This is a genomic window from Elusimicrobiota bacterium (assembly GCA_041660185.1).
In the GTDB taxonomy this organism is placed as follows: domain Bacteria; phylum Elusimicrobiota; class Elusimicrobia; order 2-01-FULL-59-12; family 2-01-FULL-59-12; genus JBAZWU01.
This window is the reverse complement of the sequence record JBAZWU010000002.1, coordinates 89516-112630: the sequence shown is the minus strand read 5'-3', so window position 1 is coordinate 112630 and position 23115 is coordinate 89516. Positions and strand designations below refer to the sequence as shown.

20 protein-coding genes are annotated in these 23115 nt (G+C 54.2%); 15 read left to right on the top strand and 5 right to left on the bottom strand.

The window, feature by feature from the left end:
* Positions 1 to 92: 92 nt before the first annotated feature.
* From WC859_02880 to WC859_02860, 5 genes are all read left to right on the top strand, one after another.
* Positions 93 to 779 (top strand): response regulator transcription factor, encoded by a 687-nt coding sequence (locus WC859_02880; protein MFA5975090.1) that lies wholly within the window; start codon positions 93 to 95, stop codon positions 777 to 779.
* A complete protein-coding gene (locus WC859_02875; protein ID MFA5975089.1) occupies positions 776 to 2008 on the top strand; it encodes an ATP-binding protein in 1233 nt (410 codons plus the stop codon). Before WC859_02880 ends, WC859_02875 begins: the two co-directional genes overlap by 4 nt.
* 218 nt (positions 2009 to 2226) lie before the next feature.
* Complete coding sequence (locus WC859_02870) at positions 2227 to 4785, top strand: carboxypeptidase-like regulatory domain-containing protein (protein ID MFA5975088.1); 2559 nt, start codon at positions 2227 to 2229, stop codon at positions 4783 to 4785.
* Positions 4779 to 5282, top strand: a complete 504-nt coding sequence (locus tag WC859_02865; GenBank protein ID MFA5975087.1) for a type II secretion system protein — start codon at positions 4779 to 4781, stop codon at positions 5280 to 5282. The genes WC859_02870 and WC859_02865 overlap by 7 nt, the downstream gene beginning before the upstream one ends.
* Positions 5282 to 6571 (top strand): hypothetical protein, encoded by a 1290-nt coding sequence (locus WC859_02860; protein ID MFA5975086.1) that lies wholly within the window; start codon positions 5282 to 5284, stop codon positions 6569 to 6571. The genes WC859_02865 and WC859_02860 overlap by 1 nt, the downstream gene beginning before the upstream one ends.
* 3 nt (positions 6572 to 6574) lie before the next feature.
* Here the strand turns inward: WC859_02860 and WC859_02855 are convergent, their stop codons facing one another.
* The gene (locus tag WC859_02855; GenBank protein MFA5975085.1) at positions 6575 to 8335 is read right to left on the bottom strand and encodes a glycogen/starch/alpha-glucan phosphorylase; all 1761 of its coding nucleotides are present in this window, start codon (positions 8333 to 8335) and stop codon (positions 6575 to 6577) included.
* Positions 8336 to 8421: 86 nt separating this feature from the next.
* On the opposite strand from WC859_02855, the gene folE reads away from it, so the two are divergent.
* From folE to WC859_02825, 6 genes are all read left to right on the top strand, one after another.
* Positions 8422 to 9018, top strand: coding sequence for a GTP cyclohydrolase I FolE (folE, locus tag WC859_02850; protein ID MFA5975084.1), 597 nt, complete (start codon positions 8422 to 8424; stop codon positions 9016 to 9018).
* A 15-nt stretch (positions 9019 to 9033) separates the two neighbouring features.
* Positions 9034 to 10188 carry a citrate synthase gene (locus WC859_02845; GenBank protein ID MFA5975083.1) on the top strand — a complete coding sequence of 385 codons (1155 nt, stop codon included), beginning with the start codon at positions 9034 to 9036 and terminating at the stop codon, positions 10186 to 10188.
* Positions 10185 to 11348 (top strand): ADP-forming succinate--CoA ligase subunit beta, encoded by a 1164-nt coding sequence (sucC, locus tag WC859_02840; GenBank protein MFA5975082.1) that lies wholly within the window; start codon positions 10185 to 10187, stop codon positions 11346 to 11348. Before WC859_02845 ends, sucC begins: the two co-directional genes overlap by 4 nt.
* Positions 11349 to 11390: 42 nt before the next feature.
* Positions 11391 to 12293, top strand: a complete 903-nt coding sequence (gene sucD, locus WC859_02835; protein ID MFA5975081.1) for a succinate--CoA ligase subunit alpha — start codon at positions 11391 to 11393, stop codon at positions 12291 to 12293.
* A 44-nt stretch (positions 12294 to 12337) separates the two neighbouring features.
* A complete protein-coding gene (locus WC859_02830; protein ID MFA5975080.1) occupies positions 12338 to 12904 on the top strand; it encodes a MarC family protein in 567 nt (188 codons plus the stop codon).
* Positions 12905 to 13010: 106 nt separating this feature from the next.
* Positions 13011 to 13793, top strand: a complete 783-nt coding sequence (locus WC859_02825) for a HEAT repeat domain-containing protein (protein ID MFA5975079.1) — start codon at positions 13011 to 13013, stop codon at positions 13791 to 13793.
* A 20-nt stretch (positions 13794 to 13813) separates the two neighbouring features.
* Here the strand turns inward: WC859_02825 and WC859_02820 are convergent, their stop codons facing one another.
* The 3 genes from WC859_02820 to WC859_02810 all read right to left on the bottom strand — a co-directional run bounded on the left by WC859_02820 (position 13814) and on the right by WC859_02810 (position 16119).
* Entirely contained in the window at positions 13814 to 14920 is a 1107-nt protein-coding gene (locus tag WC859_02820) for an FIST N-terminal domain-containing protein (protein MFA5975078.1), read from the bottom strand.
* Between the two features lie 9 nt (positions 14921 to 14929).
* Positions 14930 to 15130 carry a hypothetical protein gene (locus WC859_02815; protein MFA5975077.1) on the bottom strand — a complete coding sequence of 67 codons (201 nt, stop codon included), beginning with the start codon at positions 15128 to 15130 and terminating at the stop codon, positions 14930 to 14932.
* 89 nt (positions 15131 to 15219) lie between these two features.
* Complete coding sequence (locus tag WC859_02810; GenBank protein MFA5975076.1) at positions 15220 to 16119, bottom strand: response regulator; 900 nt, start codon at positions 16117 to 16119, stop codon at positions 15220 to 15222.
* A 169-nt stretch (positions 16120 to 16288) separates the two neighbouring features.
* Between WC859_02810 and WC859_02805 the strand changes: the two genes are divergently transcribed.
* Positions 16289 to 16804 (top strand): hypothetical protein, encoded by a 516-nt coding sequence (locus WC859_02805; GenBank protein ID MFA5975075.1) that lies wholly within the window; start codon positions 16289 to 16291, stop codon positions 16802 to 16804.
* Here WC859_02805 and WC859_02800 read toward each other — a convergent pair.
* Positions 16801 to 18663 (bottom strand): PAS domain S-box protein, encoded by a 1863-nt coding sequence (locus tag WC859_02800; GenBank protein MFA5975074.1) that lies wholly within the window; start codon positions 18661 to 18663, stop codon positions 16801 to 16803. The genes WC859_02805 and WC859_02800 overlap by 4 nt on opposite strands.
* Positions 18664 to 18990: 327 nt before the next feature.
* On the opposite strand from WC859_02800, the gene WC859_02795 reads away from it, so the two are divergent.
* From WC859_02795 to WC859_02785, 3 genes are read left to right on the top strand one after another with little or no spacing between them, the layout of a single operon-like run.
* On the top strand, positions 18991 to 19797 hold the full coding sequence (locus WC859_02795; protein MFA5975073.1) for a response regulator: 807 nt from the start codon (positions 18991 to 18993) through the stop codon (positions 19795 to 19797).
* Between the two features lie 7 nt (positions 19798 to 19804).
* Complete coding sequence (locus WC859_02790) at positions 19805 to 20308, top strand: chemotaxis protein CheX (protein MFA5975072.1); 504 nt, start codon at positions 19805 to 19807, stop codon at positions 20306 to 20308.
* Complete coding sequence (locus WC859_02785; GenBank protein ID MFA5975071.1) at positions 20298 to 23114, top strand: chemotaxis protein CheW; 2817 nt, start codon at positions 20298 to 20300, stop codon at positions 23112 to 23114. The genes WC859_02790 and WC859_02785 overlap by 11 nt, the downstream gene beginning before the upstream one ends.
* Position 23115: the final 1 nt, after the last annotated feature.

Genomic DNA, 23115 nt, shown 5'->3' with positions numbered 1-23115 from the left:
GAAAGTTAATCGGGCCACGCTCTAAGTCTAAGCACCTTGGGTGAATATTGTGTGTGTGGAGTGTGTGCAAATTGTGAATTGGTGAAAGAACCATGCCGCGAATTCTCGTTGTGGAAGATGATCCCGGGATTACCGAGGCGATAAAGAAGACCTTTTCTTTAGAGCCTGGAATTTCATTCCGTTCCGTGAGCTCTCCGGAAGGGGGCCTCCGGGAGGCGGTTGCCTATAAACCGGATTTAATTCTCCTCGATATTAAATTGCCGGGGGGGGATGGCCGCCAAATTTTAAAAAACCTGAAGGAGAATGCGGCAACCAAGCGAATTCCTGTAATTTTCCTGACAGGCCTTTCCAGTGAAGGGGATCGTGTACTGGGATTAAATCTGGGGGCTGATGATTATGTGTGCAAGCCCTTTGGGGCCATGGAGCTTCTGGCACGCATTCAGGCGGTCCTGCGGCGGACGCGTTTGCAGGCACAAGAAGAAAAAGTGATTCGTGTCCGGGGATTCGTTCTCGATTCAATCAATCGCATCGCTTCCCTCAACGGCAAACGTCTCCACCTCCAACCGAGGGAATTCGAAGTCCTCTGTCTCCTGGCGACTCGACCGGGCAAAACACTGACACGGTCGTATCTGATTGAAAACACATCCAGTTACGGTTCGGATGTCTCCACGCGCAGCCTCGACACCCATATCAAAAACCTGCGCAAAAAACTTGGGCCAAACGCCCGCTGGATTGAAACCATCCCGAAGTCGGGATACCGCTTCTCCCCTCCCTCATGAGTGAACGTCGAAGTACCTACTTCATTTTTCAAGGTCTTTTGACCGTCATCCTGCTGCTCTTTTTTCTCTATCACAAAGAGCTCGCGGTAGAATCCGTTATCTGCTGGATTTTCTTAGTTTCAGGGTTAAGTGGGCTGCTCGCTTTTGTGGCTTTGGCGCCTCTCGGATGGCTTGCGCAGTCCAAAATCCAGGCAGCCTTGTTTGTTGTTGATGTGATTATTTCCTCCGTCATTTTGCAGTGGGCTCAGCGCCCGGATTCTGATCTTTACCTGACCTATTTTCTGGTGATCCTGGGAACAGCTCTGACGCAGAATATGCTTCAGAGTTTCATCATCGCATCATTGGCGACTCTTTTATATGCCTATTCTTCCTTGCGGTCCTCGAGCCAAATCACGATTGGAACCGAGTTCTGGCTGCGCATTCCGTATCTCTGGATCGTCGCTGCCTTTACAGCCATGCTGTCCCGGGATTCGAACGAAGATCGGAAAAAGATGGAGTTGCAGCACCGTGAGCGTCTTTTCCATATGGAACGGCTGGTGGTTCTGGGGCAGATTTCCGCTGAAATTGCTCATCGGATCAAGGCGCCTTTGACCACCATCCGGGTGAATGCCGAAGTGTTGTCGTACCAGCGTGATCTTCCTGCGAAAATGAAGAAAGATCTGGTGCAGATTCAGCAGGAGGTAGACCACTGTAAGACCATCCTTCAGAAGCTGCTCAACCTGGGCCGTATTGAAGAAATCGATGTGCAGCGAATGGATTTACGGGATGCCATTCAGTGCGCGCTGGATACGGTTCAGCCGCAGCTTCCCCGACAGGGCATTCGGCTGAATGTCCAGGGGATGGATACCCCGTCTATCGTTCAGGGCGATTCCGTTCTTTTGGCAGAGGCCATTGTGGCGGTCCTGCAGAATGCGGTGGAGGCGATGCCGGAGGGCGGTGATCTTGAACTGGGGTTGTATTGGATACGCCGGGGGAAATGGTGGCGTCTGCGGTCCAAAGACCAGGAAATGTTTGACGTGGTGATTGCGGACAGCGGAGTCGGTATTAACCCGGATCAGCTCGAAACGATTTTCCGGCCATTCTTTACGACCAAGATGAATCAGGGGAGTGGTTTAGGTCTTTCCGCGGCGTTGCGTATTCTGGATAAACACGGTGGTTCGATTCATGCCCACAGCGAAGGATTGGGCCGCGGGACACGCTTCACGCTGACCCTCCCTCGAATGGGGTAGGGGGGTAGGGGACGCTGTTTAGTTTTGCACTTTTTCTCGAATTGACGACGCTGATGACGAAAAAGTGCAAAACTAAACAGCGTCCCCTAATCCCTAATCCTAACTACTGATGTCTAATAGAATCGCATTGAATTCTTCGTCTATATCAGAGCTGTAAAAAATATCAATTCAATTATAATTAAGTTGCAATTTAGTGTTAATCTATGTAAATACTGATCATGATAAAAACGGGGGGGAACCGTTTCTCGGGGAATCGCGGCATGACGTTGGTCGAACTGATGATCGCCATCTCGATTATCAGTATCAGTGTTCTGGCAGCCATCGGGACGTTCCGTTATATGTCGACCTCCCTGGTCCAGTCCCGAACCAAAAGCCTGGCCAGTAACCTTGGGCAGGAGCAGATCGAAAAACTCAAGAATTTGTCGTATTACATGCTGCTGGTCACAACAGCCACTCACTCGAATTCAAATTTTACACCGCCGATTGCCTACGATATCGGCAATTACCCATCCCAAACCATCGTCGAGGGTGGGGTTCAATTTATCCGTGCGACACGAGTGGATTTCGCCTCCCGGAATGGAAGCGCTGTTTCCGTCCTCCCCTGGAATAACAGCGACACGGGAGCTAAAAAAGTCACGGTATACACCCTCTGGCAAAGTGAACGCGGGTGGCAGTATTCCGAACTCAGTAATCTACTGGTGAACCCTGCGGCGGACCCGCTCAATTCGACTCTTTCCGGCACCGTAACGAAATCCGGCGGAGGGAGCCTCCCCAGTGCACTGGTAAAGGTGCTGGAAAACCCTTCGTGGTATGGCTCCGCAGACAGTTCCGGATATTATTCTTTTAACGTGAGTCCCGGTTCGTACACCCTTCAGGCCTCAGCCACCGGGTATTACAGCAAGACCAGCGGCCTGTTGTCCGTTGCCGCCGGAGCCAACGTCACCCAGAATTTCTCTATGAGTCTGATTGCCAGCGGTACGGTGACCGGCTATGCCTATGTGATTACCCATCCGGTCATCAGTCAGGTCGTCGGTAGCACCGTTTCGGCGTCCGGGTTTGATCAGGAGTATATCGAGTTATTCAACCCCACCACGTCCTATGTCCGCATGGTGACGGGAATGGCGATTTCCAACATCAACCTGTATTATCAGCGCGGGTCCGCCGGATCTCCTACCCAGATTACACTCGATTACGCGGTGATCGATTCGAGCATCTCGCCCGGGGGTTATTTCCTGATCGCCAATACAACCACCATCACAGCCGCCGGCGTGACTCGAACGGCGGATGCTGTCTACCAGACAAGCAATTTAGATTTTCCGAATATCCTGAAAGTGGCCACTTATGATCCGGGCAATGACGCGCAGGGACTGTCGATTGTGCAGGCCGGCGGGATGACCTCGCTGGATGCATTCGGATGGAAGATTGGCGGGAACTCCCCCGGTCTCTATGAAGGGAGTCCGTTGTCTCAGGTCATCGGCCTGGAAAGGGAGGAACAGTACGTTCGGAAATCGATCCCTGGTGGTGTGACCTCCGGTTATGGCCGTTCCTATGACAGTAACAACAACAACACGGACTGGATTGCCTCCAGTTCAGTTGTGTATCCGCCCCGAAACCGTTCCGATATCGAATTGGTCGTGTCCGGGACCCCGGCAAGCGGAGCACTCATTAATATCGATGACGGTCTGTCCGCCACCACCGCCTGCACGGATACCACGGTGTCAGGAGACCCGGTCTGTTCTTTTTCGCTCGTAGGCGTCGCCACAGGGACGTGGACTTTATTTTCAATGCTGAACTCTTATTATTCGGAAATCGGCAACGTGGTGGTCCCCGCAGGGGTTTCCACCGGGGTTCCGAACGGCTCGACCTTGCCGGTCTGGCCTGCCACGGGTCAGACCAACGTGCTCCTGCAAAACGTTACCGATTATGCTTTCGTGTCCGGCAGTGTCTATACCGCTGCGGGATCACCTCTGGAAGGTGTCAAGGTGGCCGGAGGAGAAGCATCGACTTATACAGGAGCCTCAGGACGGTATCTGCTCCGCGCTCCCGCGGGTCAGGTCCAGGTGATTGCCAATGCGGATTACGGGATGCCCGCCTATACCTTGGAAAGTACCGAATTGACCCTGATCGCAGGGTCGTCTTACGACCCGATCAACTTTTATCTTTCCCAGGGCGGAAGAATGCGGGGATGCTTCCAGACCAGCTCCGGAACGCCGCTTCCGGGACGTGTCGCGGTGGCATTAAAATCCGGCAGTCAGATGGCTCAAGCGACTTCGGATCAATCCGGCTATTTTTATCTCGTGAACCTGGCGACAGGGACCTATACCATTGAGCCGCAGCTTGATGCGGCCGAATCGTCTTCGCCGACGGAACTAACGTCGGTCAGTCTCAGCGCACCCGGCTCAACGCTGATCCTCTCCACTTTCACCGTCAGCAGTTCCCTCGGCCAGATCACCGGACAGGTGCTGGCGAGCGGGGCGCCTATTAACACCGGTGTTCTGGTGATGGCCAGTACCTCGACATTGAGCGGAACATCAAGCTCTCCGCCGCCCAGCCTTGCCGGAGCAACCGGGCCGCTTTGCTCTCCCTGTTATTACGCCACCTCCAGCCAGGCCACCGGAGAGTACACCCTGGATGTTCGTTCCGGTACCGCGCCCTACCTGCTCTATGCCTGGTATACAACTTTCAGCGGGAACACCCCCACGACCGTCCGAGTCGGTCCTTATCCCGTAACGGTGACGACCGGCGGGGTGATCATGACACAGGATTTATCATGGTGAAAAACGCGAAGGGATTTACTCTCGTAGAAACCTTGCTGGTGGTCACTATTCTCGGCATCGTGGCGATGGTGGGACCACCGATCATCGTTAATGTGGTCCGCTTCTTTATGATGCATTCCACCCGGGCCGAGATTCAGCAGGATGCGCGGGTCTGCCTTGACGTCATCAATCGCACGTTGCGGCAGGCGGTGTCCTCGTCCATCGTTATTGACCAGGTTTCCGGACAGCCGGGAGGCAGCCGGATTACCTTTCAAAACCTGGATGGGGACACGATCATTTTTTATCAATCGGGAAAACAACTGATTCAATCGGTGACGGCCGGCGGCTCGACTCACACCACCCCGCTGGCCCGAACGCTCCGTTATCTGGCTTTCACCTATCCCCGGTCAGATGACCCCACCATTATTTCGGTGGCGTTGACCATGGAAAAGGGGATCTATGAGGGGCAGAAAAAGGCGCTTGAACTTTCCATTGAAAAGGTTAGGGTGATGAACTGATGATTTTTGGAAACGACATTCAGCGGCTCCGTCACCGCGGCGGCCAAGTCCTCGTGGGGGCCATCGTGCTTCTGCTGATTCTGGCGATCCTGGTGCCGTTTCTGGTACGGCAGACCCAACAGGAATCGGATTGGACGTTGAAAGGCCAGCGGACCACCCGCGCTTTCCATGTCGCGGAGGCGGCGGTGGAAGACGGCTATCGCCAGATGATCCTGTCCTCGGCGACCTATCAAAGCGTTCTGAATTACGTCATTCCTTCCGGTTTCAACTTTGATCAAACCTATACGGGAATCTCCGGAGGCGAGTATCAGATCCGCTTCGCCAGGCTGGGAGCGAATTCGATCTCCATCACCGGAGTGGGGAGGGACCGCGATCATAAGGAAGTTCGTGCGGTCCAGGCCACGTATGCGACCGCCGGTCTTGGAAATTATTCAATCGGCGCGCAGGATACCGCCAGTTTCGGAGCCTCCGTTGACGTGCATTGGGGGTCGGTGACTTCTTTGACCAGCATCGCCACTGGCGGACGAACCTACCCGCGTTTTTATTCCACGGGGAACGTTACGCCCCAGGATTCCAACGGCGGCACGCCGCCCAATACGGACAGTTATCAGTGGTGGTCCTTCCGGACCGATCTGCCGCCGTTTCCGAGCCTTGACTTCGCTTATTATCAGGCCGCTGCCACGGCCGCCGGCACGTCAGCCGATGCCGATTGCGGTGCGTATTTCGTCAATGGAAATAAGTCTTTCAAAGGATGCCAGGATACGACCGGAAACGTCTTTTATATCACGGGCGATTGTACTCTCCAGGCCGGAAGCGGCGGCAACTTTATCGAAGGAACTCTGATCTGCGGCAACAATATCACGGTCAGCGGCAATGGCGGCTCAGCCAACGGCGTTACGGATGTCGCCACCGTTCCTCCCCTGGCCTGGCAGGAATACTACTATGACTGGGCCACCTATAAGGTTTTTGATCCGGGCGCCCCCGCCACTTACGCAGCGGCTGAGGCGGCGGATTATGTGGCCACGGGAGTGACCTACAATCTAACCGGCATTCTGGTTCATGGGTTCATCTTCGCCGGAGGGGCGGCGGGTCTTAACGGAGGCGGCAACGGCCGGTTCCATGGCGCCGTCTACACCCCTGGAACGGCGACGCTCACGACATCGAATTTCACGGTCTACTTTGACAACACCGTCGCCGCAAGTGTGCATACCCAGGGTTCTACACCCACCCGTACCGCTTGGCGGGAGATCTCCTGCGGCTGGTCTGGCACCAACGCCTCCTGTCCTTAACGTTTAGAGAGACGGTTGGGGTTGAGCTGTCGAAATGGCCAGGGGTCTTTCCATCACACGTTGGTAAAGAGCCAGGGTATCGGTCACGGTGCGTTCGACGCTGACCATCGATTGCGCGGCCAGGGCGGAGCGGAACATCGCTGCGTGATGCGCTGGATCTTTGAGGGCGTGCTTCAGGGTTTTAAGCGCGCGGAGGAGTTCGTCGGTGGTCGGATGTCCATGCCAGTAGCGCACTTCAATTCCATTGGGGACTTGCCCCTGTTTTTCCCGGCCCATAAAGGTCACGGATTCCGGAATGGCGCCGTCTTCAGTTGCGATGATAATTTCCCCATTAATTTGAGCCTTCATAAAGCCTGTGGCGGAAGCTTCCCTCCCGTCGTCGGCCAGCATGATGGCGGCATCCGCGCCCTGGAACAGGTGGGGCGCCATCCAGACGTTGAAATTATCCAGGAACACGATGCGTTCTTGAAGCATCTTATCGAGCGCGATAAGGTCCAGGAGGTTGTATACCGTGGTTTGGGCCTGGTCGTCATGCTGGTGAATGCGGCCGCCGATAAAAAGCACGATGTCGGTTTCTAAAAACTGACGTTTGAAGTTGGCGTCTTTGCAGATAGTCCAGAGCAGGTCCATCCGTTTGTATCCGGTGATCCGCCGTGTCCACAAGACAACGGTTTTCCCCTGAACCTGTTCTTTCCAGGTGTGCCAGAGACCATAGTGCCGCCAGACCCAATCGAGCAGTTCCGTTTTCTTTTTTTCTTTCAGCTGGATCAGCGCGTCGTCGCTGAGAGCGGCGGCGGTTTGATACTCCGGCGCCTGCCAGTACGGGGTGTAGACGCCGTTGGTGATCGATTCGATTTTGTCGTTGTATCCTTTTAAAGACGGCATTTCACGCATGACGCGGCCGTGTTTTTGCGAGACGCCGAAGGCCCCTTCCACGGAGCCGACCAGAAGACGGGTGATGTCGATGTCTCCTTTGTCGGATGCGCTGGTATGTCCGGCCGGCAGGCCGACCAGAGCGGGCGGCGGGACATAGGCGGACGCGTCCAGTTTGAGACGCGTAATGGCCTTGCGGGACCAGATGGGATGGGCGTATTCCATCGGGGTGTGGTCATTAAAAATATAGCGGGTGTTCTCGAAGAATGGATCCTGCTGAAAGGCATCCTGAGCCAGCCGGTGGTTGGCGAACAGCGTCGGGGTTTCACTCTGAACGATCAACTCCGGCTGAAAGTTCAGCGTCTTGGCCAGGGCCAGCGCGCCACGTCCGACGAGCCAGCTTTGCTTAAGCCGCAACTCCTCCGCCCAGGCACCCGGATGAGCCTGTTTGGACGGCGCATCTTCTTCGCTGGGATAAACCACATGGGTCAGGGGGGGGGCCTCGAGGAAATAAACGGATGTTTTTCCGTAAGGGATTTGCCAAACCTTGATCTTGGCTTCGGTCCCGTCGTACATCGGAAGCGTCAGTTCGATCCCGGTCTCTTTCAGAAATTCCTTGAGGTAAGGAAGGACCTCCCGCTTTTCCAGATGCAGCTGGCCCCATTCGAACCAGCATTGGATCCACGTGGTTTCATAGAGAAGCGAAACGCCGATGACCTCGACGCCCTTTTCCGCCTGGCAAACGATTCGCTCCCGCAGCAAGGGGCCGATGCCGCCGACCGATGAGGACATGGCCACTTCGCGAGCCGGGCGGAAGCCGTAGCGCGCCCACACCGCTTCCAGCAGCTCCGGCGGGTACGCAATTTCCATGGCCACTTCGATGACTCTCATGAGAATTTAATGATACACGAATGCGACCGCCTGCTCCAAGCCGTTCGGGTATTTTTAGGTATAATTAGTCCCTCGATATGAAAACAATGGACCATTCGAACCTTCTGCCCCATCACTTGGACGAGCCCGATCTGGCTCCGCTCGTTCGCGAGCTGCTGATCGGACTGGGCGAAGACCCGAAACGGGAGGGATTGTTGAAAACGCCCATGCGAGTGGTCCGGTCTCTGCGTGAGTTGACAAGCGGTTATGCGGTGGATATCGACGAGCTCATCAACGGCGCTCTTTTTGATGTTCCTTACAGCGAAATGGTTGTTGTTAAGGATATGGACTTTTATTCCCTTTGCGAGCATCATCTGCTTCCTTTTTTCGGGAAATGCCATGTCGCCTATGTTCCCAACGGCAAAGTGATCGGGCTGAGCAAGATCCCGCGGGTCGTCGACGCGTTTTGCCGGCGTCTGCAGGTGCAGGAACGTCTCACGTCGCAGATCGCCGAGGTCATCCGGCAGAAGGTTAAACCCATGGGGGTGGCGGTGGTGATGGAGGCCCGGCACCTGTGCATGGAAATGCGGGGGCCGCAGAGCAAGAGCTCTCCGACGGTGACCAGCGCCATGGAGGGTGTTTTCAGAAGCGATCACAGAACGCGGGAAGAGTTCCTTGGATTTATCCGCGGCGCACGCCGCTAGAGAAGGATGTTGATCATGCCTGAACCGCTCATTGGGCTCGAAGATGTGGTGGTGACCACGTCGACGATAACCTTTATCGATGGAGAAAAAGGGATCCTCCGTTATCGGGGATATGACGTCAATGAATTGGCCAAAAAATCCACGTACGAGGAAGTCGCCTTTCTGCTGTTGCACGGTCAACTCCCCCAGGAAGCGCCGCTCCGGGCATTTGAAAAAATGTTGCGCGCCAATCGAGCCATTCCCGAGGGGCTCGTTCGAATTCTGAAAGCCGTCCCTCTGAAAACCGACCCGATCAGCTGGTTGCGCACCGCGGTCTCCGCGCTGGCGGCTTTTGATCCCGAGGCCGATGATAACAGCGAGCCTGCCAATCTCCGCAAGGCCATCCGACTCACCGCGCAGCTGGGAACATTAACCGCGGCCATTGAGCGTATCCGTCGTAAAAAACCGCTGATCGAACCAGACCCGGCGCTGAATCATGCCGCCAATTTTCTTTATATGCTGACCGGAGAACAAGCCGATGACCTCTCCCGCCGGGCCATGGACATCGCCTTGATTTTGCAGGCGGACCATGAATTGAATGCATCCACGTTCGCCGGTCGGGTCACCATCTCAACATTATCCGACATCTACTCGGGCGTGACGTCGGCGGTCGGAACGCTCAAAGGGCCGCTTCACGGCGGCGCCAACCAGAAAGTCATGGAGATGCTGCAGGCCATTGGCACCGTCGACAAGGCCGAGCCGTTCATCCGGGAATTGCTGGCGGCCAAAAAGAAGGTCATGGGATTCGGTCACCGGGTGTATACCACCATTGATCCGCGCGCGGCCATTCTGAAAGAAATGTCGAAGGAGCTCAGCCAGAGGGTCGGTCCGGCCAAATGGTTTGAAATGTCCGAGGTCATCGAGCGGCTGATGATGGGCCAGAAGAAAATCCATCCCAATATGGATTTCTATTCCGCTTCGGTCTACCAGTATCTCGGCATCGAGATCGATTTGTATCCGCTTATTTTTGCGATGAGCCGGGTCATCGGGTGGTGCACGCATTTTATCGAGCAGTATCAGAACAATCGTTTGATTCGTCCGTTGACCAACTACGTCGGTCCTTCGGAATTGATCTACGCGCCGTTGTCTGCCCGTGGTGAAGCGCCCGCTTCACCTTCGCCGCGGCTGTGAAGCTGCACGAATATCAAGCCAAATCCATCCTCGCGAAAGACGGTCTTCCCATCCCTCCCGGTGTGCTGCTGACGTCTCCACAGGACATTGCCGGGGTCCTCGGCCGATTGACCGCTGGGCCCTGGGTGGTCAAAGCTCAGATCCATGCCGGAGGACGAGGTCAAGCCGGCGGCATTCTGAAAGCGCAAACCCCTTCCGAAGTGACGTCTATGGTTCAATCCCTTTTTGGCAAAGCCCTGGTGACCTTGCAGACCGGCCCGCGAGGGGTTGTCGTGCGCAAACTCTATGTGGAGCAGTCTCAGTCCGTGTCGCGGGAGCTCTATCTGGCTTGCGTGCTGGATCGATCGAAGGGCCAACCCATCCTCATGGCTTCCGTTCATGGAGGGATAGACATCGAAGTGCTGGCTCAGTCCCATCCGGATGAAATTGTTTACGCGCCTGTGGATCCATGGACAGGCGTTCAGCCTTATCAGGCAAGGGTTTTTGCCAAGCGTCTCGGACTGCAAGGCCAGATGCTTGTGTCAGTTACCGATGTTATTCAGACGGTAGCCAAAACATTTCTCGCACAGGACGCTTCTTTGATCGAAATCAACCCGCTGGGATTGACAGATCAGGGCCAGGCGATTGGGCTGGATGCGAAAATGGTGCTGGATGATAATGCGTTATTCCGCCACCCGGAGGCACAGGAATGGCAGGACCCTTCGGAGGAAAATCCGCTGGACGCGCGCGCGTCAAAGGCAGGGGTGAATTATATCGCCTTGACCGGGACCATCGGTTGCTTGGTCAATGGGGCGGGACTGGCCATGGCCACGATGGATCTCATTAAGCATCATGGCGCAGAACCCGCGAACTTTCTGGATGTCGGCGGCGGCGCCAGCGCGTCGCAAGTCGCGGAGGCTTTCCGCATCCTTCTTTCGGATTCGAATGTGAAGGGAATTCTTGTGAACATCTTCGGTGGCATTGTGAAATGTGATGTTGTCGCCAGCAGCTTGGTTGATGTGGCCCAATCAATGGGGTTAAACGTGCCTCTGGTGGTGCGGTTTGAGGGAACGAATGTGGACGAGGGACGGACGATATTGAAAAACTCCGGCATCGCGCTGGAGTCAGCGATAAATTTAAAGGAAGCGGCGGAGAAGATTGTGGCTTTGACGAAAGGATAACGGCCCCTTCTCCCGCGTCCCGCGGGCGAGGGGCAAGTGAGTATGAGCATTCTTGTAGACAAAAACACCAAGGTTCTTGTTCAAGGCATCACCGGGACAGCCGGTTCCTTTCATGCCAGGGCGTGTCTGTCCTATGGCACGCAGGTGGTGGGCGGCGTGACGCCAGGAAAAGGTGGAACCCATGTTGATGCGATCCCTGTTTTTGATACGGTTGAAGCCGCGGTCCAGGCCACCGGCGCCAACGCCTCCCTGATTTTCGTTCCGGCCCCTTTTGCCGCTGATGCCATTTTGGAAGCGGCCGGCGCTGGTGTTTCCTTGATTGCCTGCATTACCGAAGGAATTCCCATTCTGGATATGTCGCGGGTGAAAATGCGACTCGCCGAATCCCGTTGGCCAGGGCATCTGATCGGACCCAACGGACCCGGCCTAATTACACCGGGAGAGTGCAAAATCGGCATCATGCCCGCATACATCCATCAACCGGGTCGGATCGGCGTCCTTTCCCGCTCCGGGACCTTGACGTACGAAGCGGTTTTTCAGCTGACCCGCAAGGGGATCGGCCAGTCCACGGTGGTTGGTATCGGAGGGGATCCTCTGATCGGGAGTTCTTTCGTCGATCTTCTGGAACTGTTTGAAAAGGACCCTCAAACCGATGCGGTTCTTTTGATCGGAGAAATTGGGGGGTGTCAGGAAGAAGAAGCCGCCGAGTACTTTAAGAAAAACATGCGCAAGCCGGTGGCGGCTTTCATTGCCGGACAATCCGCGCCTCCAGGTCGCCGGATGGGACATGCGGGTGCTATTATTGAAGGGAAATCAGGTTCAGCGGCGGAAAAGATGGCCGTGTTAAAATTGGCCGGCATTCGTCTGGCCAATAGCCCGGACGAGTTGGGAGAGGTTGTGGCATCGATCTTGCCCCGGGAAGTCTCCGGGCTTAAACGGGAGTGACTCGGATGACTCTGCTTTTATCGAAAACAGTCTGGTTGGATTTTATGTATACATTCATTCCGATTTTTGTGACCATCGACGTCAGCGGACTGATTCCAATGTATCTCTCCCTGACCAAGGGCTTATCCGAAGACGAGCGTCGCCTGGTCAGCTGGCAGGCGATTTTTACGGCGTTTGTGATCAGCGCCGCCTTTATTGTTGTCGGGCAGCTGGTTTTCAAGGTCCTGGGCATCTCCGTGGCTGATTTTGAAATCGCCGGCGGCATCCTGCTGCTGGTGCTGGGGATCGCGGAAATGTTGTTCGGCGATCGTCGGAAATCCGTCTCAGGCCTTCACGCCGGGCCGGTGCCGCTGGGGACGCCCCTGATTGTGGGGCCGGCGGTTTTGACCTCGCTGATTATTTTGATCCCCTTGCGTGGATACGGGATGACATTTGTGGCGCTCCTGGTTAACCTGATCATCGTCATGGTCGCCTTCAAACAAAGTCGGAGACTGGTTCAGGTGATCGGAGAGGATGGGCTGCGCGCGACGTCCCAGGTCATCTGCCTTTTTCTGGCCGCCATCGCCGTGAGCATGATCCGCCGCGGGATTCAAACCTTACTTTTGCCCTGACCCGTCCTGTCTCCATCCCCCTGCGGAGGGGGATGGTTGGGGTGAGGGCAACGTCAAGACATCATTTCCTTGAAATTCCAACTATTACCTGCCAAATAGAATCAGCATGTTGCTGAAACCTTGTCCATTTTGTCAGAAGAGTATCCCGCGCGCCATCACGGTGTGCCCGTATTGTCATCGGAATGAACAAGGTCAATCCGTTCAGGTCGACTCCTCTGCCAATGAATTGAAAGCCGCTGGCGGGAAGCTTTTTGAGAATGACCTGGCGGAACTCTCCAGTGACGATCCGTTTATCAGGGAACAAGCGGTGGTCCGTATGGCGCAGAAGGGGTTCGGGGTTGTTCAAGCGCTGACGAGTATTTTGTCGGACCTGGCCAAACCCGGTTTGGCTTCTGTGGCGAAAGTCCTGGGCCGCGTCGGTGATCGGCGATCGATTCCCGTCCTGATCCAGGCGGCGAAATTCGGGGATGACGATCTCCGGACCGCGGCGGTCTGGGCTTTGACGCAATTCCGGGAACCCGAGATTCTTCCGGCCCTGTTGAGCGAAGTCGAACGTCCGCATCCGACTATCCAAAGTTACCTCGCCTATGTCTTGGGAAGCTATCAGGATAGCCGCGTGATTCCGGTGCTTGCCAAATTGGCGCGCCATAGCAGCCGGGAGGTCGCTTTCCATGCCGCTTATGCGCTGGGGGAAACAGGCGATCAAGAGGCCATCCCGGCGCTTCGCCGAGCGGCCCGCCGCCGGGATGCCATGGTTCGGCAGGCGGCTTCCGCTTCTCTGCGTCGCCTGGGTGCCCGCCCTACAGAACCTGGGCGAATGGCGTTATATCTGGTCGCGTTTCTCGTGGTTGCAGGGATCCTTGCCGGGGTCTATTTTCAGATGTTCTGATAAAGATGCCGAAAGGTGTTTTACTTCAATAGCAGCATGGTTGACGTTTGATTGATGTGGCCGATATAGGCTTCCCCGTACGTGCTAAAGCCGATGGTTGGAATATCCGAAAATAGCTTGGCGTAAGCGTCGGTTTGGCCTTTCTTTTCCAGTTCCAGCGTGCGAAGAATACAATGAAAATTGAGAATGGCAGAGATCCCATCCATCGCTTTCTTTTTTTCTTCCAACGCTTTCGCAGTATCCGTGACAATATTTGTGGATTCCAAGAGCGCCAATTCCGTTCCCTCCAGGACCTGGCAGAAGAAAACAATGGCTTGTTGGTCGGTTCGCTGCGGGCTACGAACGTAGGGCTGCCCGTCGATCATCAGCCCGACCGGGTGGTGCATGAATTGATCGGTCACGGTAGCAGCATCGGCGCTGATGGCGCTTGCGTATTCCGTGACAGCCGGGCGATGGTTAAACTCCAAGACGGTCCGCCGGTCGGCATCCACTTTCGTGGCGACTAGTTTTCGGTTCAGCGCGCAAAAACTCTGAGTTTTTAAAATCTCAAAGGGGCGGCGGGGTTTCAGGAGAACGAGAAGCGCGGCATTCGTATACGCTTTTCCTTGCGCATAGACATGGGTGACGACAAATCGCATGTCATCCCCGGCCGATCCTCCAATAAAAATAATGTCCGTCAGGTTGCCCAGTTGATCCATCACGCGTTCTTCGGCATTGCTAAGCCCATCCATCAGGATGACTCCGACGTAATGCCGGTGATCCATCCGTGCGATATCCTTCTCAAAATAAAACCCAAGCTTTTTAGCGGCCGCCACCGGTGACGCGCCTTGCTGCAACCCTTCAACCACTTCGATGCTAAGGTTGTCAATCAGATCGCTTGGCAGCGCCATGGCTACCAAAGAATGCGTAAGCAGTCGTCCGCTGACGATTTCTCCGGCGGTGCTGCAGCCCCAGGTCGGCACTTTCGGAAAGGCTTGCTGCATGCCGTGCGCCAAGAGGACGGGGTCATACAGAGGCGACGCAAAAAAGACAACCGTCTTCATTCCTTCGCTTTGAAGTTGTCGGCTAATCTCTAGGACCGCCTGGCTTACGTCGGTGTTCGTTGAAAAAGCGGTTTGGGCTGCCATGCGCTTGTCCTAGAAAGTCATTCCAAACTCTTCGGCTAAATGGCAAATTTGGGCGATGGTGTTCGGATCATCAGGGGAGTTCTGGTCAAACTTTTTTGGGTCAAATCCTTTGAGTATCATTTTTGTAATGATAATCTCGCGCAGTCGGGTGTCGCCGCGAGAGCGTTTTTCAATCAGCGTTTCCAGTATTTGTTTGACTTGGCCGGCCACAAGATACTCCTCCCTAAGAAATTCTATATGTTCAATTAAAGTGTCACAAGTCCAATATTTGTGGACAGGTTCTTGGGGGGGGGGGGGAACTACAAGTAGAACTCGCGTAGAACCATTTCGACTCGTTTAATAATTTGTTGGTCTTCCAGCGGTTTTCGAAGAAAACCATTGGCGCCCATTCGGAAGGTTTTCTGAATAATCTCACCGGTGGTTTGCCGGGACATGACGATGATGGGAACCTTGGACAGGTCTTCATCTGCACGAAGACTGAGCAGTAGTTCCCATCCGGTTTCCCAGGGAAGATCCGTGCTCAACAGAATAAGATGAGGGTTCCAGGCGGCGATCCCCAGAGCCGCCTGATTCTGGTTGTACACGGTGAGCGTGTCATGGCGCCGTCCGGAAAGGATTTTCTTCAAGCGCACAATCTCGTCCAGTTCGTGCTCCAACACCAGAATACGGGTTGGATCGGGAAGCGAATGGCTGCGGCTGATGATCGTGGACTGGCTTTGGTACGCATAGACGTTCATGCTGAGCGAAGCGTCCCAACCGACTCGCCGGTAGGCGCCGGGACGGTTTTTCAGTTCGTTCATGGTGGCTTCAGAAAAACGCGCGGTATCGGGTTGGGCCGATTGTTGAAGCTTGGCCGCAATATCGATCGTGTGGGAAATCCATTGCCCCGCATCAAGGGATTGGTTTTCGTAAACTTCGCCGGTGTGCACCCCCAGGCGAAGCGTGAGCGGCCGGGAAAGACGATTGAGGCGTTTGTTAAACGCGGTCTGCTGTCCTAAAATCGATTCGACCAGGGTAGCGGCATCTTCGGATCGCAAGAATCGGCACATTATGCCGTCCCCTGTGATATTGATGACTTCTCCGTGACAAGTGTACGTCAGGTCGCTGACCCGCTTGTGATAGGCCAAAAAGGTGTAAATAACGTCCTGCTCGTTCTCTCCGCTTTTAATCGTGGTTGATCCGACCACGTCAATCGACACAAAAGTACTTGTTTTTGAGGAAAGATTCAGGTAGTCCGATAAAGTGGCGTTGGAGTCCATGGGCGATTAAGGTATAAAGTCTGATACATGAGTTTGCAAGGGGTATATCGGCGTCATGTCCTTCGACTTCGCTCAGGACATGGTGAGTGGAGCGAAGCGGAATCGAACCATGGGTAAACTGCTTTCCGGCCATTACGGGCATTCTCCTGAAGCCGAAGCGGTCGACATCTCGCTTCGGGAATGCAATCAGAAGCTGGGGTTAAAGCCCAATGATTTTGTGTCGGAAGGCCAGCCTAAATTCTTTGAAAAATCCTATGGAACTAAAAGCCGCTATCTCTTATTCCTGTTGGAGGCTGCCGAAATCGAAGGAAACGCTATCTGGAAACCGGGATACTATTTGCTCCCGCTGGAAGCTGCGGATGTTCTGAAAGCGCTTGATCATAAACGTGGAAATGTTGGGGATGGATCCATCCTGCCGATCGAGATCCGGACATCGGAGAGGCCGCCCGATGGGGTGTTGGCCCGCGCCAGGCGCTGGGCGGAGGAATCCCAGCCGCTTTTCTTCAAGTGCGGTTGTACTTTTTTAGAATTGAAGCTTGACCCCCCCTGGGCCTTTCGTAAACGCTGGCGTGCGCGCCTGCGTTGTTCTCGACGATGCCAGCCGGCCTTGACGATACAAGTCTAAGCGTTTTTGTCAGTGTAGGCGGGGAATTTAATGAAAAATTCAGTTAAGCCAGGATGGCTTTGGACGTCAATCAGTCCCGAATGCTTTTTCACAATTTCGTAAATTAAACTCAATCCCAGCCCAGTCCCCTGGCCTTCCGGTTTTGTGGTAAAGAAGGGTTCAAAGATCTTGGGCAAAACATCCGGTGAGATTCCACTGCCTGTATCCGCCACTTTGAGACATACCCAGGATTGGGGTTGATCCACCCACAAGGATGTGCTGATGGTGACGGTCCCACCCTCTGTCATTGCATCCATCGCATTTTTGGCCAGATTAATGACGATCTGTTGAATCTGTTTGATATTTCCGGTCATGCGTGGAAGGACAGTTGCAAAGTTTGTCTGGATCTGCGCGTTAACTAGTCGAGCCTGCGCTTGAAGGAGGGACAACGTCCCTTCGATTGTTTTATTGAGATCCATCGGCTCACTCTCGGCGTGCGTGGTTCTTGAGAACGTTAAAAGGTCCTGAACCAAATTCCTGCAGCGCGTGGCTTCCCGTTCAATGGATTTGATGGGGGTGGCGAGCGGATCAGAGGGTTGCAGGCGATTCATGACGGCTTGCGAAAAACCCAAGATGATGCCCAGCGGATTGTTAATTTCATGGGCCACTCCCGCCGCCAGCGTGCCGATCGCGGACATTTTCTCGGTTTGACGGACAATTTTCTGCAGGCGGTTCTTCTCGGTGATGTCGCGCTGCACGGCCACATAGTTCACGATTTGTCCGAACTCGTCGATGATGGGGGTAAGGGTGGCTTCAACTTCAACCAGATGACCGTCTTTACACCGATTGATAAAAACCCCCTGCCAGGCTTTTTTGTTGAGAAGGAGTTCCCACATCTGTTTGTAGAAAGCGGCGTCATGACGATTGCTGCGGAGAATAGCCGGTTTTTGGCCAACGGCCTCTTGCGAGGTGTAACCAGTCAATTGCTCAAAGCGGGGGTTCACGTAGATAATCGTCGAGGCCGCATTCGTAATGATGATGGATTCGGAGGACTGTTCAAGAGCCGTGGTGAGTAGTTTGCGCTTGCGCTCTTCTTCCTTTCGTATCGTCAGATCCTTAAAAGTGGTGACCATCCCCACCACGCGGCTGCCCTCCAAGAGAGGATGCGACCAATATTCGACTAGGAGGGAACTCCCGTCAGCGCGCCAAAACTCCGCCTCCTCCGTATGGGTTGATCGGCCTTCGTGTAGCGCCATCAGCATCCGGCTGATTTTGGCCGGCAGAGGCGTTTCATTTAGCTGGGCGTGATGAATGTGGCTGTATAAGTTTTCCCCCAATAACTGATGCGCATCGGTGTAGCCCAGCAACTGTAAGCCCTTGCGGTTGATAAACGTGCATCGCCCTTCCAAATCGACTCCATAGACACCTTCTGTGATCGAATCCAACAACAGGCGAACTTTCTTTTCATTGTCTTGCAGCGCCTCTTGGGCAAGTTTACGTTCGGTAATATCTTCCAGTGTTCCATCAAAGAAAATTTCCCCATTTTCATTCTTTTTCATAACGGCCGTAATGGAAACCCAAATGGGCCGGCCCTTGAGTGTGAGTAGTTCCAGAACGTCCCCATGAATAAATCCGTCCCGCAAAAGTTTGTCGCTAAAGGCTTTCCGCTGTTCCGGCCGGCGGTAAAGTTCGCTGACGCTATGCCGCATAAATTCTTCCTTGGAGGCGGCTTCAAACATGGCGACTGTTGCCGGATTGGCCTCCAGGAAGCGGCCATTGTCGCCGGGTGTGTTTCGATAGATCCCGATGGGCAGGTTATTGACCAGATCTTCGTATTTTTGAAGCGCCTCTTTGGCTTGATTTTGCTCTTTTGTCGTCATAACAATCGTTCCTTGAGGTCGCTGTCCTCTTTAACGCTCTTTATGGAATCGTCTTCATAGGATTACGTTATGTTCAAGGAGTCGGCAAGGAAACATTTCGCAAACAAAACGCAATTTTAGGAGGAATAATTCTTGGCTCCATATTGTTTCCTTGCGCGAAAAAGCTTACCGCGGTAAGTTTAACAAAGTGATGCGTAAATTACAGGAAAAAATATGTCCTTGACAACTCCCTTGACTCGATCAATCTTTAGGTCTGGAGAAGATATATATGCATTGTAAACATCGGCTGATTTTTGAATTTCCCTGGATGGGATGGGAGGCCAAGCGGTGAGAGATAAAGCAAGATTTCGAAAAGGCGATTTTATCGTCGATGCGCTCGTTAAGGAATTGCAGCAGGGGAGGCCCATTGACGGTATTGTGCTTGATCAATTGCAAAAGGCGCCGGGGGAGTCCTTTACGGAAGACGAAGCGCTGGCTGTTTTCCTGGAGATCCAGGAGCTTCCCTTTTTTCATGTCAATGCGACGTCCGGCGTGGAAAACATTCCCGAAAAAGTGATGCTCCTGACCGGAAAGGCCCGGGAGGCTTCCACACAGAAAAAATCCCTGGATGAGCTCGAATTGCATGCCCTGAATCGGGGGTTGATTGTCGCGGCTTACCCCAAAGGGACAGCGGGCAGTCAGTCCTTGAAGACCCTGGTGGTGGATGATTCAGCCGTGATGAGGAAAATCATCATATCAGCGCTGCAGACAATTGGGATGGCCAACTTTATCTTCCAGGAAGCGTCCAACGGACAGGAAGCGCTGACCAGCTGTTTGTCCAGTGACGTCGATCTGGTCTTTTTAGACTGGAACATGCCCCAGATGAATGGTATTGAATTCGTTGTCTTGGTCCGGAAGGAAATTGACAACCGGGCCATGCCCATTGTTCTGGTCACCAGCGAACAAACGCCTGCCAGGGTGCAGGAAGCGTTTAATAAAGGCGCAGACGCTTATATCACTAAGCCGTTTGACCCGGCTTTAGTGAGGGCACGACTCGCGCCAGTGATGAAGGGGCTTGAGGAGAGTGCTGGACGAATTAAAGCCGCGGCAGAACCGAAACAAGGGTTCTTTGGCGGTTTCTCCAGAAAGTCTTGAGATCACTATGGATCATCCGATAACCACGACTAAACATCCTCCGGCGAAATTTCTGAAACATCTTCAAGATGCGATCATTCAGTTTTTTGGCCCCCTCTGCGGCGCATCTTTTGTGGCCTGCAACGGACGCTCCACCGAGGACCCTGCCAGCCCGGTGGTATCCGTCATCTCGCTGGTGGGGGACGTGAATTGGGTGTTTGCCCTGGTTTTGACGAAAGCGACGGCGGAGTTAGTAACGGAAAAATTCTCGGGTTTTAAGATCTCCTATGACAGTCTGGACATGAAGGATATTGTTGGTGAAATGTCCAATATTATCGGCGGAGATCTGGTGGCCCGGCTGGACCGGGAGGGGATAAAAGCCCAGCTCTCCCTTCCCACCGTGCTTCGTGGGAAATCTCTGAGACTAGCCAACCCCGAAGACTTGGCGTCTGCGATCCTGTGTTTCCAGTCGTCTCAGGGAGAGTTTTGGGCCCAGTTGTCGTGGCCAAAGGAATTGTCAAATGAAAAATGAACTGCGACAAGAATTAGAAGGTCTATTGGCTGATCTGGCAACGGTGACTGTTCATGATCGCGACAACCTGTTTGCTTTAGGGGCCAAGCTGGAGACGTTTACCGCTTCTTTGCCGATAGAAGAATCGGGACTTGTCCCGTCCCTTCAGTTCTGTTTGAAGGGATTGGAGAGTGTTTTTGTCGGAGCCATACGTCCCGAGGCGATTCTGGATTCCGTCCGGGATGTCCTACGAAAAATTATCGCCACATCCCAGATCTTGACGACTCAATTCATTGGCGGATCATTTAATGACGTGGTGGGGACGTTGCAGCAAATCCTTTCTGACGACCTGTCCAAGGTCTCTCCGGTGGCGGCCAATGATACTTCGGGGGTGCGGCCTTCCGCTGATTTTTCCGGCGCGCCGGCGGTTCCGCCAACCCCTCTGAATGATCTGGACGGGTTGATTAAGGATTTTCTAACGGAGAGTCGTGAGAATCTGGATCACCTGGACCGTGATTTTGTGACGCTGGAGAAGAACCCCCAGGATCGTCAAACCCTCGATTCCATTTTCCGAACGATTCACACCATCAAAGGGACGTCTGGGTTTCTCGGGTTCTCAAAACTGGGGGCGATTACCCATGTGGGAGAAAACCTGCTGGGTCGTTTGCGGGAAGGCGCACTCCTCCTGGACAAGGACCTCACGGATGCGCTGCTGTCGATGGTCGATGCTGTTCGTCAAATCCTGGGCAGTATTGAGACCGTGCAAACCGAGGGATCAACAGATTATAAAAAGCTCATTGAGCGTTTGAGCGCCATCGAAAGTGTCAGTGATAATCCGTCTCCGACACCGGAGCGGAAGCCTATTCAGAAGTCAACGGAGAATTCCATGACTAATCCAGAACCGGTCTTTCCCATGCCCCCACACGATGAGGGATTCAAAATGGAGCACCTGGACCCGGCTGTCCTCGAGAAAAGGGCAGAACCTCCAACTGCGAAACCGGTCGTCAAAGAGACAACCGCCTCGAGTCCGGAGCAAGTTGCTCCGGCAGAAGGCAAGGGGGATGATGTGCCCAAGTCGGGCGGGGTGGATCGTACCATTCGCGTTGGAATTGAACTGCTTGATAAAGTGATGGACCTTGTCGGTGAGCTGGTTTTGGCCCGGAATCAGATCATGCAGGTGACGTCCGGCGATAAGTCGAATGCGATGACAGCCAATACCCAACGGCTGAATCTGGTGACAACTGAACTCCAGGAGAAGGTCATGAAGACCCGGATGCAGCCCATCGAAAATATCTGGGGCCGCTTCCCGCGAATTGTGCGTGATTTGGCAGCTTCGCTCGGGAAAAAAGTGCGTCTCGAGATGGAGGGGGAAGACACGGAATTGGACAAGACGTTGATCGAAGCGATTAAAGATCCTTTGACTCACCTCGTTCGGAATTCTGTGGATCACGGCATCGAAAAGGCGGACGTCCGCCGCGAAGCAGGGAAAGCCGAAGAAGGCCGGATTTTCTTGCGCGCCTATCACGAAGGGGGCCAGGTCAATATTGAGATTTCAGACGATGGCCGGGGGCTGGATTTCGAACGCATCCGCGATAAGGCCATTCAAAAAGGAATCTTAAGCGCGGATCAAGCGGCCCGCATGAGCGAGTCGGAGCTGGTCAATTTGATTTTCCTGCCGGGATTTTCCACCGCAGAAAAGATCACGCAGGTGTCCGGCCGGGGCGTGGGCATGGACGTGGTGAAGACAAATATTGAAAAAATCGGAGGAACCATTGATGTCCAGAGCCGTCGCGGGGAGGGGGCTACAGTCAAGGTCAAAATACCGCTGACCCTGGCGATTATTCCGGCGTTGCTGGTGAAAGAAGGTGGCGATCGCTATGCCATCCCCCAGGCGAATCTTTTGGAGTGTGTTCGATTGGAAGGGGAGCAGATGATAAAGGGCATCGAACAAATCCATGGCGCACCGGTCTACCGGTTGCGGGGGAATCTGCTTCCGCTGGTGTATTTAAGTCGTGAATTAAAAGTTGGAAGTAAGACTTCCGGGCACGGCGATCTCAACAGGACGAGCATTATTGTTTTGCAGGCGGATACGCGGCAGTTCGGGCTGGTTGTTGATGATATCAATGACACGCTGGAAATCGTGGTTAAACCCTTGGGCAAACATCTCAAGGGATTGTCGACCTTTGCCGGAGCAACCATTATGGGAGATGGCCAAGTGGCACTGATCCTGGATGTCTTGGGTTTGGCTCAGCGGGCCAGTGTCATTTCGGACTCTACAGAAAACAATGCCATTCATGATCAAGAATCTTCCCTTAATAAGGAGGGGATCGCCGGAGAGGCCCAAACTTTGCTGATCTGCAGTATTGCCAATGACCGGAGATTAGCTATCCCCCTGACGCAGGTTACGCGTTTGGAAGAGTTTTCCTTAAAAGGAGTGGAACGGGCAGACAACCGGGACGTGGTGCAATACCGTGGCCGAATCATGCCGTTACTTTATTTGTCAGAGGCGCTCAATTCACGCCCTGGACGGCGGCACCGGGAAAGTACAAGCCGGGTCCTGGAGAACAGCGCGGGGCAGGGTGCGAAGATCCAAGTGGTCGTCCATACACAGGGGGACCGGGATATCGGGTTCGTAACCGAGCGAATCATCGACATCGTGGATCAGCGGGTGGTGGTTAAATCGGAGAGTCATCGGCCGGGGGTTCTGTATTACACGGTGATCCAGGAGAAGGTGACGGAGCTGGTGGATGCGGAGGCGTTGGTTCGGATGTTTGATTCAGGGGGAGAGACGCAGCCCCCCGCGTCGGCGATGGCCGGGAGGATTTGAT

Bases quoted from the DNA above. Each gene is read 5' to 3' on its own strand.
- WC859_02880 (MFA5975090.1), top strand. From the start codon at position 93: ATGCCGCGAATTCTCGTTGTGGAAGATGATCCCGGGATTACCGAGGCG.
- WC859_02875 (MFA5975089.1), top strand. From the start codon at position 776: ATGAGTGAACGTCGAAGTACCTACTTCATTTTTCAAGGTCTTTTGACC.
- WC859_02870 (MFA5975088.1), top strand. From the start codon at position 2,227: ATGATAAAAACGGGGGGGAACCGTTTCTCGGGGAATCGCGGCATGACG.
- WC859_02865 (MFA5975087.1), top strand. From the start codon at position 4,779: ATGGTGAAAAACGCGAAGGGATTTACTCTCGTAGAAACCTTGCTGGTG.
- WC859_02860 (MFA5975086.1), top strand. From the start codon at position 5,282: ATGATTTTTGGAAACGACATTCAGCGGCTCCGTCACCGCGGCGGCCAA.
- WC859_02855 (MFA5975085.1), bottom strand. From the start codon at position 8,335: ATGAGAGTCATCGAAGTGGCCATGGAAATTGCGTACCCGCCGGAGCTG.
- folE (MFA5975084.1), top strand. From the start codon at position 8,422: ATGGACCATTCGAACCTTCTGCCCCATCACTTGGACGAGCCCGATCTG.
- WC859_02845 (MFA5975083.1), top strand. From the start codon at position 9,034: ATGCCTGAACCGCTCATTGGGCTCGAAGATGTGGTGGTGACCACGTCG.
- sucD (MFA5975081.1), top strand. From the start codon at position 11,391: ATGAGCATTCTTGTAGACAAAAACACCAAGGTTCTTGTTCAAGGCATC.
- WC859_02830 (MFA5975080.1), top strand. From the start codon at position 12,338: ATGTATACATTCATTCCGATTTTTGTGACCATCGACGTCAGCGGACTG.
- WC859_02825 (MFA5975079.1), top strand. From the start codon at position 13,011: ATGTTGCTGAAACCTTGTCCATTTTGTCAGAAGAGTATCCCGCGCGCC.
- WC859_02820 (MFA5975078.1), bottom strand. From the start codon at position 14,920: ATGGCAGCCCAAACCGCTTTTTCAACGAACACCGACGTAAGCCAGGCG.
- WC859_02805 (MFA5975075.1), top strand. From the start codon at position 16,289: ATGGGTAAACTGCTTTCCGGCCATTACGGGCATTCTCCTGAAGCCGAA.
- WC859_02800 (MFA5975074.1), bottom strand. From the start codon at position 18,663: ATGACGACAAAAGAGCAAAATCAAGCCAAAGAGGCGCTTCAAAAATAC.
- WC859_02790 (MFA5975072.1), top strand. From the start codon at position 19,805: ATGGATCATCCGATAACCACGACTAAACATCCTCCGGCGAAATTTCTG.
- WC859_02785 (MFA5975071.1), top strand. From the start codon at position 20,298: ATGAAAAATGAACTGCGACAAGAATTAGAAGGTCTATTGGCTGATCTG.